This is a genomic window from Bacillus mesophilus (assembly GCF_011008845.1).
Classification (GTDB): domain Bacteria; phylum Bacillota; class Bacilli; order Bacillales; family SA4; genus Bacillus_BS; species Bacillus_BS mesophilus.
In genome coordinates, this window is the sequence record NZ_JAAIWM010000007.1 from 181,711 (window position 1) to 194,309 (window position 12,599).

Annotated in this window: 7 protein-coding genes, 13 tRNA genes and 1 rRNA gene; all 21 read right to left on the reverse strand. The window is 38.7% G+C overall.

The features are described from left to right. Nucleotides 1–178: 178 nt before the first annotated feature. The gene (locus G4D63_RS17720) at nucleotides 179–943 is read right to left on the reverse strand and encodes a hypothetical protein (protein ID WP_163181187.1); all 765 of its coding nucleotides are present in this window, start codon (nucleotides 941–943) and stop codon (nucleotides 179–181) included. Continuing rightward, nucleotides 936–4,733 carry a DEAD/DEAH box helicase gene (locus G4D63_RS17725; protein WP_205603894.1) on the reverse strand — a complete coding sequence of 1,266 codons (3,798 nt, stop codon included), beginning with the start codon at nucleotides 4,731–4,733 and terminating at the stop codon, nucleotides 936–938. Before G4D63_RS17725 ends, G4D63_RS17720 begins: the two co-directional genes overlap by 8 nt. A gap of 260 nt (nucleotides 4,734–4,993) precedes the next feature. After that, the gene (locus tag G4D63_RS17730) at nucleotides 4,994–5,983 is read right to left on the reverse strand and encodes a PstS family phosphate ABC transporter substrate-binding protein (RefSeq protein ID WP_163181189.1); all 990 of its coding nucleotides are present in this window, start codon (nucleotides 5,981–5,983) and stop codon (nucleotides 4,994–4,996) included. A gap of 441 nt (nucleotides 5,984–6,424) precedes the next feature. Then, nucleotides 6,425–8,026: an ABC transporter permease gene (locus G4D63_RS17735; RefSeq protein ID WP_163181190.1), complete on the reverse strand. Its 1,602-nt coding sequence runs from the start codon at nucleotides 8,024–8,026 to the stop codon at nucleotides 6,425–6,427. Next, on the reverse strand, nucleotides 8,026–8,934 hold the full coding sequence (locus G4D63_RS17740; RefSeq protein ID WP_163181192.1) for an ATP-binding cassette domain-containing protein: 909 nt from the start codon (nucleotides 8,932–8,934) through the stop codon (nucleotides 8,026–8,028). The genes G4D63_RS17735 and G4D63_RS17740 overlap by 1 nt, the downstream gene beginning before the upstream one ends. A gap of 14 nt (nucleotides 8,935–8,948) precedes the next feature. Continuing rightward, nucleotides 8,949–9,563 (reverse strand): TetR/AcrR family transcriptional regulator, encoded by a 615-nt coding sequence (locus tag G4D63_RS17745; RefSeq protein ID WP_338024007.1) that lies wholly within the window; start codon nucleotides 9,561–9,563, stop codon nucleotides 8,949–8,951. A 146-nt stretch (nucleotides 9,564–9,709) separates the two neighbouring features. After that, complete coding sequence (locus G4D63_RS17750) at nucleotides 9,710–10,579, reverse strand: EAL domain-containing protein (RefSeq protein WP_163181196.1); 870 nt, start codon at nucleotides 10,577–10,579, stop codon at nucleotides 9,710–9,712. A gap of 199 nt (nucleotides 10,580–10,778) precedes the next feature. Further along, nucleotides 10,779–10,859, reverse strand: a tRNA-Leu gene (locus G4D63_RS17755). Nucleotides 10,860–11,001: 142 nt separating this feature from the next. After that, nucleotides 11,002–11,075, reverse strand: a tRNA-Cys gene (locus G4D63_RS17760). A 2-nt stretch (nucleotides 11,076–11,077) separates the two neighbouring features. Further along, nucleotides 11,078–11,152: transfer RNA gene (locus tag G4D63_RS17765), tRNA-Gly, on the reverse strand. Between the two features lie 64 nt (nucleotides 11,153–11,216). Next, a tRNA-His gene (locus G4D63_RS17770) sits at nucleotides 11,217–11,292 on the reverse strand. Nucleotides 11,293–11,307: 15 nt separating this feature from the next. Then, nucleotides 11,308–11,381 (reverse strand) — tRNA-Trp (locus tag G4D63_RS17775). 21 nt (nucleotides 11,382–11,402) lie between these two features. Further along, nucleotides 11,403–11,487 (reverse strand) — tRNA-Tyr (locus tag G4D63_RS17780). A 29-nt stretch (nucleotides 11,488–11,516) separates the two neighbouring features. After that, nucleotides 11,517–11,592: transfer RNA gene (locus tag G4D63_RS17785), tRNA-Phe, on the reverse strand. 55 nt (nucleotides 11,593–11,647) lie between these two features. Continuing rightward, nucleotides 11,648–11,723 (reverse strand) — tRNA-Asp (locus tag G4D63_RS17790). A gap of 2 nt (nucleotides 11,724–11,725) precedes the next feature. Then, nucleotides 11,726–11,802: transfer RNA gene (locus G4D63_RS17795), tRNA-Met, on the reverse strand. A gap of 148 nt (nucleotides 11,803–11,950) precedes the next feature. After that, a tRNA-Val gene (locus G4D63_RS17800) sits at nucleotides 11,951–12,026 on the reverse strand. A 5-nt stretch (nucleotides 12,027–12,031) separates the two neighbouring features. Further along, nucleotides 12,032–12,106: transfer RNA gene (locus tag G4D63_RS17805), tRNA-Glu, on the reverse strand. Nucleotides 12,107–12,130: 24 nt separating this feature from the next. Further along, a tRNA-Ser gene (locus G4D63_RS17810) sits at nucleotides 12,131–12,222 on the reverse strand. Between the two features lie 4 nt (nucleotides 12,223–12,226). Beyond that, nucleotides 12,227–12,301 (reverse strand) — tRNA-Asn (locus G4D63_RS17815). A gap of 12 nt (nucleotides 12,302–12,313) precedes the next feature. Beyond that, nucleotides 12,314–12,429, reverse strand: a 5S ribosomal RNA gene (rrf, locus tag G4D63_RS17820). Nucleotides 12,430–12,599 lie beyond the last annotated feature (170 nt).

Sequence of the window (12,599 nt, forward strand, 5' to 3'; positions counted from 1 at the left end):
CGCCCCGTTAAGCCCCGACAAGCAAATGTTCCTAGAAGAAGAAAAGGGTGAATTTCCCTTTTATTCTTCTAGGGTTATTTGACCTCGAGGGGCTGGGCGCTGGAGCTAGATTTAAATGCACTGACCCTAGTTATCCACAAATGATTATTTTATAATTTCCTAAACCAGAACAAAAGGTCTATTCAGACTCCTCATCCACAGCCAGCCACTTCTCACGCCACTCTATCATTTCCTGCTCTTCAATCTGTTTCTCAAGAAAATCATCCCAGCGTCCTAACCATGTATTCCAAACACGTGCGTAAAAAATGTCTTGTTCTTTATTGTACACTTGAAACTCAATACACGGGGCATGTTCCACTCTTTCTTCTTCAAATCCACACACATGTGATACTACCGTTTGAAATCCATCTTCTTCTTGTATATGTTCTCTCTCAGAAAGAACCTTTAAGACTCGATCGGCATTGATTTGATCATTTTTTTCTCCATAACGGTAAGTAGACAATTCTTGATTTATATCAGGTAATGCTTCAACCATGTCCGTCCAGAATTCATCGTGAACTGAACTGTATAGGACCTCGGTATATTCCTCTTCTAATTCTTCTGCGATGACTCCAGTTTTTAGCTGATTATTCCCTTTTGTTGTAAGCTTATATATTTCTCTTTCTAACGATACTAAGCCCATTCGCTGCATTTTTTGTAGTAAATCTGCAACGAACAGCTCCTCTACCAATAGTAGTTCTGCAAAATTAGCTGCACGTCGGATGTCGGTCTGCTCAAATGTGAGTAGCATCATTTTCATGAGAATGTCCATTTGCGATCGTTTTACTCGTTTAAATGCCACCTTATACGTGGACACCGGCAAATACCAACTTACCATTTGCTTTATTTCAATTGCTTTATTTTGAAGCAAAACTCCACGTAATTTCTTTGTAAGCTTATCCATGCAAAGAAGCCTCCTCTAGTGTTCTCAGCCCCTGCTGACTTTTGACAGCTTCTAAAACATTCGTATACATACGTCTAGTTTCCTTGCTCTTCGTACGCTGTGTGAACATCTCTGTACTCCCAATTAACACTAGCAACTCTCTAGCTCTAGATAAGGCAACATTCAATCTACGATAATCTTTTGCAAAGCCAATATCATCTTGCTTGTTATTATGATTACGTACCATACTCAGTAAAATCACATCCATTTCCATGCCCTGAAAACGGTCGACTGTCCCGGTACGAATAGTTAAGTGGTTCAAACGAAGCTCCTGTTGAATCAATCGGTCGATTCTTTTCACTTGTTCTCCGTAAAAACTGATTACACCAATGCTTTTCTTCTCATCAGCTGTCATTCTACCGGCTAGCTTTGCCTCTGCTACGGCATCATCCAGTTCTTTCAACATTTCACCAATCTTATTCAGTTCAGAAGGATTAAACAAGCTTTTTCCATTTTTCATTCTTTCCTCAAAGAATGATGACTCGTTTGGCATGTCTAGCCATAGGAGATGATTATTCCTCTGTATATGCGAAGAATGTAGAAAGTGATCTCGCATCGAATCAGAGTCAGTAAGACCACATTGAAGCTGCTCATCTTCCTGATCATAAAACTGGGTAATCGTTGCCATGATGTTTTCATGCATACGATACTGAATAGCAAGCATCGTTTTATTAGTTTTCGGTAACTGCTTAAACAATCGCTCAAACAATGACTCGTTTAACAGTTTCTTCAATTCAACCTTGCCCTCAAAATCATTACTTTCATCTGCCATTTCCTGCAATGTTTCTTCAAGCGTATCATTTCCTAATAAAGGTGGAAGCTGGTGATGATCTCCAACTAAAATGATTTTCTTTCCCTTTAACATAGGTAACAACAATTCAGGTGGAGTTGCCTTTGATACTTCATCAATGATCACTACATCAAAAACAGGATAACTCTCCATAAAATCCTTCCTAGCTGATGCCACACATGTCGTCCCAATTACATTTGAATGCTTCACATATAGCTTTCGGATTTCATTCAAGTCATGATCATTTGCTTCCTGAAGCAGAGATCGCCACATACCTTGAATGGACTGGAAAAGCGGAAGTTTCTGCTTTTCTTGTTTCAATGATTCCCTAGTAAAAGAAACACTCGCCATGTTTTTCAAAAGTTGTTCATACTCCAGTTCTGGCTCTGTAGACAGTATTTCTTTTAAAGGTAGTAGTTCCTCTTCTTTACTTTGAATCATGTTGGTTACATGACTAAGTCCTTCTTCGATTCGTGAAATCTTCTGCTCTGCTTCTCCTAGTTGCTGGGCCATCTCTTCCCTGTTTTGAACATTCATCTCAACTCGAAGTCTAGCTTGCTTATATTCCTCTACCTCATTTTTTAATTGAAGTACTTTTGCTTGTAATTGTTTAAGTATTTCTTTTGCATGAGGAATGATTTCTGATGAGCCCTTCTTTAACGAGAGCTTATCTTGAACAGAAGAAAGCTTCTGGTTCAACTCAACCACTACATACTGACGTTTTTCGTTCAGCATTTTCGTCTCTTCTATAGTAGGTAGAAGTTGACTCACTAGCTCCTTCTTTAATAACCCAATTGCCTCTTGAGCCCTACCTACACACTCTTTATATGGCTTTAAGCGTTCTACCTTTTTCCAGAGGAATTGTCTTCTGCCATATAAACCTTCCAGATAGCTAATAAGATGCTGTGGCGTAAGTTTACGGCTACCTTTAAGCTCTTCTCTTAATCTATCTAGAAATCCATCAATTTCTTCAGCTGAAGTAGATCTAGCAGTTAAATTCCCCATATGCTGTTGCAGTTGGTTGACTGACATGTTCTGTCTCTCTAAAAGCTGCTCAACATACGTAATCGCACGTGCTAGCTTATCACTATACTCTTTTATTTTAGTTAACTGATTTAGATCTTCGCGGATCGCATCAAGCTCCTGAATTAACCGCTGAACTTCTATAGATCGATTTAAATTTTGTTCTAAGATGATCCATTTAAGACTATCCACTTTTTTAGCATCATTAATTCTAGCGGATAAGTCAGTCAGCTTCTTCATAGCTTCAGCAGTTCTATCACATTCTGCAGAAGCCTGCTGTATTCTTAGCTGTATATCAATAATCTCATCTTCTAAACCTTGTAGCTCAATGCTATGTTGAAGTCGCATAATCTCTTGTTGATTAACGGTTAACTCCTTGTTCACCCACTCACTGTCAGGCTCGTCTACTAAAAACTTTTCGTCTTTTTCTATCGTATCATTTAAGTGCTGAAGTGATTCCTTTATCGCTTTCAGCTGTTGCTGAGCAAGTTCTAGCTCCTCTTCTGCCCTTAGCTTGTCCTTCTTGTGTTGATCTAGAAAAGACTGTATTTCATTAATACGCTGTTGAGCTGCACTTTTAGCTTCTACCTCTGCCTCTACTTTAGCTAGCAGCTTCTGCAATCGCTCTTTCTCTTGTTCATTAGAATCCCATTCCACTTCAATTTCCCTTGCTCGTTTTTCCCGCGCTTCATACTGAGTGGAAACCTCTGATAGTGTATGGTCTTTCCAATACTGCCCCACATTTTCTTCAATGAACTTTTTACCTTCTTCTTCAATGCTTTCCGTACGTCCTACCCTAAGAATCCGTATGTCTTTATTTGCAAGCAATCGACCAAGTGCATTGTCGACCGCTAAATTTGATTGCGAGGCCACCAATGTCCGTAGCCCTGCCTTAGCATTTTGTAAGCAAATCTCAGAGATTACAGTCGTTTTTCCTGTTCCAGGTGGGCCCTGAATTACATATAAATCTTCTGCAGACATTGCCCCTATAACAGCTTCTCGCTGAAACTCATTCAGACGATTATGAAACTTTAGAGGTGGTTGCTTCTTCGGAGATTTAACAGGGGGCTTATTCTCGAATAAAAGACGTTCAAGTTCAGGATTTGCAGCCAATCCATTTTCTAACTGCTTAAACCCTTGCCGCAGACGTTTCACCTGGCTAAGTGTGGCAAAGTTACTAAAGACGACTTCCTTTTGATGTAAGTCGAGCCTCTGCTGTCGAGCCAGTTTCTCCATATATGGATTTAGTTCGACTTCTACACTACCTTCTGCTCGAGTCCCTTTTAATACCTTCCCAATATCCTGGTCAATCCCCTTAAGCTTTACACTTAAATCCTTAAGTAATTTCCATTCCTTTTCATCCAATTGACAGCCAATTATTTTAACTCGACTGAAATCATCATTGAAGACAAGCTTTGAATATCGTGATGTCATGTCAGGAATATCTGCAGTCCGCTCTTGGATTTTTAAGTAGCCTTCCCAGCTTGCAATTCGCTTTTTAACATACATTGAACTTTCCTGAGCAACAGGCATGTTATGAATCTGTTCGAGTAGTTCAAGAAGCACAGGTTCATTCCGCTGAGCATCCAATTCAAACGCCATCTCTACAGGAAGACGCCAATTGGACTGCAACGTCAAATGTCCAGGCCTTGTTGTCACATTTGTTGCGATCAAACGCTCTCGTTCTACCACACAATGTAGAACCACCACAACCCCATTGCACGCTTCAGCTAATGAAACATTCGTCTTATTGTCAAAAAACACCGCAACCGAAAGAATTCGATCTGCCTCCATCGGATACTTTTCTATATATACTTGAAACGATTTTTCCAATAAAAAAAACGATCGCTCCTCCAACCCGAGCTCCCGTATCTTTTCCTTTGCCTTCTTAGTCAAAGTTATCGGACAACGATATGTCGCAATATGGTCCTTTATCATGTGATCACCTACTTTTATTTACACTTAAACGTTACTATATATTTGATTTATTAAACTATTAAATTAGTTTTTTATTATGTTATTTGAAATTTGTTTTACAACTGATTATAGCATACTGTTTACAAACATGACGAAAGGCCAACGCATTTAAAACGTGGAAGATGTGGAAGAAATTGAGGTATGACAGAATATTAGTGCATCCCTTAAATCGTGGAACAAAAAAAGAGGATGTATGGAGCTACATCCTCTTTCTTCATTTATTATTTTAACTCATTTAGTTTTGATAATGAATCTTGAATATCTTTATCAGATAGTGGAGCAAATCCAGTTTCAGAAGCGATTTCTTGAGCATTTTCCATTGTATAGATTGCATAATCTAACACCTGTGACTTCTCTTTTGCTAAGTTTACATTAAGGTAAGTAAAAACTGGACGAGTAAATGGAGCATAGTCACCATCTTCAGCGATTGTAGAAAGTGAAGGTTCAACTCCACCTTTACCGAAATCAACCTTAACAGCAGTTAACTTGTCGGTATTGTTAGCATAGTATCCATATCCAAAGAATGCAATCGCATTTTTATCTTCAGAAACAAGACTCACTAGAGTAGAGTAATCTTGTTGTAGGTTAATCCCCTCAACCATATCTTGCTCTTCAAGGATATTTTCCCAGAAGAATTCATAAGTACCATGATTTTCGTTAGGACCCATTGCTTTAATAGGCTCATTAGGGAAATCTGGACGAATGTCAGACCAGTTCTTTGTTCTAGAACTAGCAAGGAAGATATCAATTAGTTCTTCTTTCGTAAGTTCTGTTGCCCAATCATTTTCTTTGTTAATAACAAATGTTAACCCGTCTAGTGCAACCTTTAATTCTTGAACTTCAATTCCTAGTTCTTTTGCTTTAGCTAACTCTTCATCTTTAATCTGACGAGAAGCATCATTAAAATCAGTTCCATCTTCAATTAAAAACTTCTTAAATCCTGCAGAAGTACCTGCACGGCTTACTTCAACAGAAACATCTTCTTGATCCATATAATTTTCAGCCATTTTTGCCATGAATGGATAAACAGTACCCGAACCATCAATTACAACACTTCCTTCTAAAGCAGGTTCTTTCTCGGAATCCTCTGCTTGCTCTGAACCTGTGCTTGTTTCAGTATTTGTTGTTTTTTCGGTAGTACCACAAGCTGTTATAAAAAGAATAAGTGAAGTCATTGCTAATAGTACTAAAAGATTTTTAAAACTCATCATTTTCTAAATCCCCCTAATTGTTTGGTTAATCTTCCTACTCCTTAAGAATAAACCTGAAGTGTTAACCTTGTCTTAATGAGGGGTGAAGGTTTTGTAAATTAATGTAAACGTAATTGTAGGAATATTCGTAAGTGTAAAAGGCCTTTACAATTGATATTTCACATTATATCTATTTAACTCAGTTATTTTTAGGAATATTGTCGTTCCATTGCGCTCCAGACACTTGCTTTCCGCGGGGAGGAAGTCGAGCCTCCTCGGCTTTGCCTGCGGGGTCTCGACCTTTCCTCTATGTCCCGCAGGAGTCAAGTGTCTTCCACTACATTTCACTATCGTTGTAAAAAACATCTTATTTAAAACTTAGGAGTATACGAATATATCAAATTAAAAAACCTAGAACTACTCATAGAGTCGCCTAGGTTTATTTTTTTACTTAACTTACTACTACCCCTCAATATCCCGTTTATTAAATCCAATAACACCAATTGCCGTCAACATCATCGCAACCATGCTTAATAGAATTAATGGCAGTAATGAAAAGTCCTCAATTGGTGTTTGGGGCACGTGTCCATAAGGAGAAATGTTGCCGACCCAATCTGGAAATTGGAATAACCCTCCTAAGTAAAGGACAATAAATGAGTAAAAAACATATAGCCATATGAAACTCGTAAATCTTGGGAAAATACCAATCAATAAAACTGCTATGCTAATCATGACTAAGGTGGCTGGATAGTACGATATAGCCGCACCAACGATCATCTCAAACGATAAGCCACCTTCAACCACTGTAGTCCCCACTGACCATAATCCAAAAGCAGCAAGTGATAACATGATAAAACCATTTACAATCGATATCATAAAATAACTTCCTATTAGCTTTGTTCGTGATACATTTTTAGCTAAAAGGTGAACAATACGTTCCTTCTTCTCCTCACTACGCAGTTTATTCATACTCATAACTGGGGGAATTGTTGCTAGTAGTGAGACGACAATCATCAACATCGGGATAAATTGCTCAATTAACGAAACCCCTTCAACTGGCGGAAGTAATTGTTTCATTGCTTCATTATCTGAGAAGAAGGTTTCGAGGTCTCCTAAAACAGATCCATATGAAGCACCTAATACATACATTCCAATTGCCCAAGATATCATTCCAACTCGTTGCAATCTTAAAGCGAGACCAATGGGACTTTGCAAGAAGATAGAAGCATACTTCCTGCCAGGTTTGGATGGTAAAAAGCCACGATCTACATCACGAATTGCATTCAAATAATTAGCCAAAATGTAAAGAACAAATGAAGTTAAAATCATGAATACAATCGGCCACCAATTATTGTCATCATACACTTTTGCTTTTGTTACCCATGCTAGAGGAGAAATCCAAGATAATGTCTCATTACTTACATCGGTAATGGCTCTAAATAAATAAGCGATTAGTAAGGCTCCAATTGAATAGCCAATCGTGCCACGGGAACTATCACTCAACTGTGCAAAGACAGCAGTTACGCCCGCAAAAAACAAGCCAGTTGCACCTAAGGCTGTACCGTATAATAATGAACCTTCCAAATTCATACTCTCAATTCCAAGTATATAAAGTCCAAACCCACTAATTAATGCTAATGTAATGCAGGTAACAGTCAATACAAGTAAAGCTGCATTCAAATAAGAAAGACGTCCGGTTGGTAAAGCACGAAGCATTTCTAAGCGACCATCCTCTTCATTGGCTCGAGTGTGACGAGTGACAAGCAGAATACTCATTATTGCTACTACTGTTGCCGTCATGAGAAGCATTTGATGTGTAGTCATAACACCAAGTGTGTAATTGTTTAAATTAGCAGGGCCAGTCATGGCAGTCATAGCTGGATTCGCCATCGTTTGTGCCATTGCGTCTCTTTCCTGTTGAGAGCTATACAATCCCTTAAATGATAGTGGCACAATCAACGTAAAAAAAGTGAGGGATATTATCCAGAGAGAGAGCCGTAGCCGGTCCTGTTGCAAAATAAAACGAGAGAGGTAACCCATCTGAGCAAATAAATTACTAGCCATTACTGAATTCCACCTACTCTCGTTTTCGTACCCCCTTCATAATGACGCATAAATAAATCTTCTAATGTTGGTGGTGCGCTTTCGAGCTTAATAATTCCGAATTGGCTTATATGCTTAACAACATGATCTAACTGATCACTATCAACCTGAAATGAAATACCATGGTGGTTTTTTTCCACTTCATGAATACCACTCAATTCTTTTAGACCCGTTATTGGTTCTTTTGTTTCAACAAGTATTTGCGTTCGTGTTAAATGGCGTAATTCATGTAATGTTCCTGTCTCAATAATCTGACCTTGTCGAATGATACATACTCGATCACACAGCTTTTCAACCTCTGATAAGATATGACTGGATAACAAAACGCTTTTCCCTTGATTTTTCACTTCCATCACACATTCCTGAAAAACCTTTTCCATTAATGGATCAAGTCCAGAAGTTGGTTCGTCTAGTATATATAAGTCCGCTTCGGATGAGAATGCAGCAACTAAAGCAACCTTTTGTCGATTTCCTTTAGAATACGTCCTACACTTTTTTGATGGATCTAAATCAAATCTTTTAATTAACTCATCACGTCTTTGTTTATTAACTTTACTGTTTAACTTTAAAAATAAATCAATGACCTCTCCACCTGTTAAGTTAGGCCATAGATTTACATCACCAGGTACATAAGCAATACGCTTATGTATATCTACAGCATCTTTCCAGGCATCCTTTCCAAAAATACTAGCATCCCCACCAGATGCCTTTAATATCCCTAATAACACTCGAATCGTTGTTGATTTCCCTGCACCATTCGGTCCGATAAAACCTAGTACCTCACCTTTCTGAACAGTAAAGTTAACACCGTCAAGAGCAGTAAACTCACCAAATTTTTTCGTTAAATTGGTTACCTCTAAAATGTTCACTAATAGATCTCCTCCTAATCTTTATAAAAACAACGCCTCAAGATATCTGAATAACTGTTCCATTCGTTGATTAACTCAACTCCAACATTTTTATAAGACGTAAGTTGCTTTAATTGAAGTTCTGAAAAACCCGCCATCGTCCAATTCAGAATTTGAAATGCCTTTTCTGGATTAACATCATCTCGAAATCTTGAATAGTCTAGATTTTCATATATTCTATTCAAACCTTCATTCAAAACATTCCCCATTACCTTTTCAATATCAGCTTTCACTTCTGTTGCTTGTTCTTCGTGTGTAGATTTTAAGAAGTCAAATACCAATGGATGTTTTTTTTGAATCTCTAATTTTATTAGGCCGATCTGAGTAATCCGATTAAACAGGTCTCTTTCATTCATGTCAATCCCATCATATATAACATCCATAATCTTTATTGCATTCTCAACCAAATACATATACAACTCTTTTTTATTAGTAAAATAGTTAAATAATGATCCTTTAGAAATCTGTGCATCTTTTACTATTTCATTTGTTGATGCCTTATCATAACCACTCAACACAAATTGTTTCATTGCTGCATTTACAATGCGCTCTTTTTTATCGGCTTTTAAACTGGAAAAATTAGAATTAATCGTTGTTCATTCCTTTCATAACAAATGACCAATCTGGTCAATACTAGTTTAACACTAAATGACCACATTGGTCAAATTAGATTACAAAAAAAACCTTGTACTCCTTTTTAGAGTCCTAGGTTTTTGAGTTATCTTTAAAAGTTTGATTAAGTTATCTCAGGAATCTTACCTTCACTTACATCTTCTTCTGGTTTACCGAGAGCATACCCTTGACCAAAGTGTACTCCTAATTCACGGACATACACTAAATCCTCTACTCGTTCGATTCCTTCTGCAATTATTTTTGTAGATGATTGTTTGGCATAATCAATGATCAGTTTTACCAGCTGCTGTTGCTCCATATTTGTATCAACATGTTGAATAAGTGATTTATCTAACTTAATAAATTCAGGTTTTAGGTAAATGAGTGTCTTTAGACTGTTATAGCCAGAGCCAACATCATCTACAGCAATACGAAATCCTTGGGAACGATAATTTGAAAGGATCTTCTCAAATAACGCAAAGTCAGTAACTGCACTCTTCTCAGTTAATTCAAATACAACCTGATGAGGGTCAATACCAAGTCCGGATAAAAGTTGAAGTGTTTCACCGCTATGATAATTGGAATCCAGTAAAACATTGGGGTGGATATTAATAAAAATCAGTGAATCCCCGCGATCTGCTTTCTTTTGAAGCCTCTCGATAAAACGCTTTAAAGATAGGTTTCTGCAGAAACATTCAAATAAAAAAACTTGATTAGACCTTCCTACAAATTCATAGAACTCTTCAGTATTAGTAAATACCTTTTTTGAAGTAGGTCGATTTAAAGCTTCATAGCCTATTGTTTCTCCAGACTTTAAATCAAGAACGGGTTGAAAGTAAGTAGACAAATCTTGATTTTTAATGATTTTTTGTAGTTCCTTCAAACGTTTATAAAATAAGATTTCTTCTTTACCTCTTTTGAGTAAGTATCTTAAGTATAAAGATAAATGCGTTTCTTCAGCTAATGATGGTTCACTGCTTGTCTGAGTATACACTTGTTGCACACATCCCTAAATTACAATAATGTCATACATATTATGATAATGCACCAATGTAAAGCTAGAGTTATGATTATTTTTTATTATTGTAAAAGTTTAAGTCTAAGAACTGTTATTAGCATTCCTTATAAGAATATAAAGCAAAAAAACACCCAATACTGTTTGATCAACAGTAGTGAGTGTTTTATAAGATAGATACCGGTGGCCGGGGTCGAACCGGCACTCCAGAGGAACACGATTTTGAGTCGTGCGCGTCTGCCAATTCCGCCACACCGGCATAAAAGTAAATCTAACAGACATCTAATAATATAACATGCTTGTACTAGATTATCAATGAGAATTATAAATTGCAGTCTCCTAAAAATAAAAAAACCATACCTAGATGGTATCGGAAACAGTTAAATCTAATAGGTTAGAATTGGAGGCGGCAACCGGATTCGAACCGGTGGTAAAGGTTTTGCAGACCTCTGCCTTACCACTTGGCTATGCCGCCACTGGAGCGGAAGACGGGATTCGAACCCGCGACCCCCACCTTGGCAAGGTGGTGTTCTACCACTGAACTACTTCCGCAATAATCAATGGATAATTTATATATATGCAAGTAACTTGGCAATATTGACAATTAAACATAAAATGGGGCGACCGAAGGGAATCGAACCCTCGAATGTCGGAACCACAATCCGATGCGTTAACCACTTCGCCACGATCGCCATTAAAGTTTAAATTGGCAGGGGTAGCAGGAATCGAACCCACACCAAAGGTTTTGGAGACCTTCGTTCTACCTTTAAACTATACCCCTATTTAAAATATCAAATATAAATGGTGGAGGGGGACGGATTCGAACCGCCGAACCCGGAGGGAGCGGATTTACAGTCCGCCGCGTTTAGCCACTTCGCTACCCCTCCATTTATATAATTTTAACAGACATAAAAAATGGTGGCTCGGGACGGAATCGAACCGCCGACACAAGGATTTTCAGTCCTTTGCTCTACCGACTGAGCTACCGAGCCAGATATAGATTTCAAATGATTTCATTGCCATCTACTAAGTTGGCAAAAAAAAGAATGGCGGTCCCGACGGGAATCGAACCCGCGATCTCCTGCGTGACAGGCAGGCATGTTAACCGCTACACCACGGGACCATTGGTTGCGGGGGCAGGATTTGAACCTACGACCTTCGGGTTATGAGCCCGACGAGCTACCAGACTGCTCCACCCCGCGATAATATAAATAAAGCTTTTAAGATTATGCACCTTTTATCTACTATGACGACCCATCCGATTTATCAATCGGCTAGCTGATGTCTTTTCAATGATGATTATTCGGGCGTGCTCCACCCAGCAATAATATTAATACTACTAGAAAAATATGGTGGAGGATGACGGGATCGAACCGCCGACCCCCTGCTTGTAAGGCAGGTGCTCTCCCAGCTGAGCTAATCCTCCGATATTGGTGACCCATACGGGATTCGAACCCGTGTTACCGCCGTGAAAGGGCGGTGTCTTAACCGCTTGACCAATGGGCCATATATAAATCCTCGTGGTTTATGTGGCGGAGAGCGAGGGATTCGAACCCTCGAGACAGTGTTAACCGCCTACACGATTTCCAATCGTGCTCCTTCGACCACTCGGACAGCTCTCCAAGTTGGCTCCACCAGTAGGATTCGAACCTACGACCCTTCGGTTAACAGCCGAATGCTCTACCGCTGAGCTATGGTGGAAAATTATTAACAGACTGGCAACGTCCTACTCTCACAGGGGCAATGCCCCAACTACCATCGGCGCTGAAGAGCTTAACTTCCGTGTTCGGAATGGGAACGGGTGTGGCCTCTTCGCCATCATTACCAGACTATATGATGTCACTAATAACTAGCGACTTTCTTAATTATACTCATTTTACTGAGAATATCAAGAGGAATTTTATTCCCTCAAAACTAGATAATGTTTCGTATATAAGATTGTCTTTTTATATGGTTAAGTCCTCGACCTATTAGTATCTGTCAGCTCCACGTGTCGCCA

Excerpts from the sequence above, each read along its gene's own strand:
- G4D63_RS17720 (WP_163181187.1), bottom strand. The coding sequence starts at position 943 with ATGGATAAGCTTACAAAGAAATTACGTGGAGTTTTGCTTCAAAATAAA.
- G4D63_RS17725 (WP_205603894.1), bottom strand. The coding sequence starts at position 4,733 with ATGATAAAGGACCATATTGCGACATATCGTTGTCCGATAACTTTGACT.
- G4D63_RS17730 (WP_163181189.1), bottom strand. The coding sequence starts at position 5,983 with ATGATGAGTTTTAAAAATCTTTTAGTACTATTAGCAATGACTTCACTT.
- G4D63_RS17735 (WP_163181190.1), bottom strand. The coding sequence starts at position 8,026 with ATGGCTAGTAATTTATTTGCTCAGATGGGTTACCTCTCTCGTTTTATT.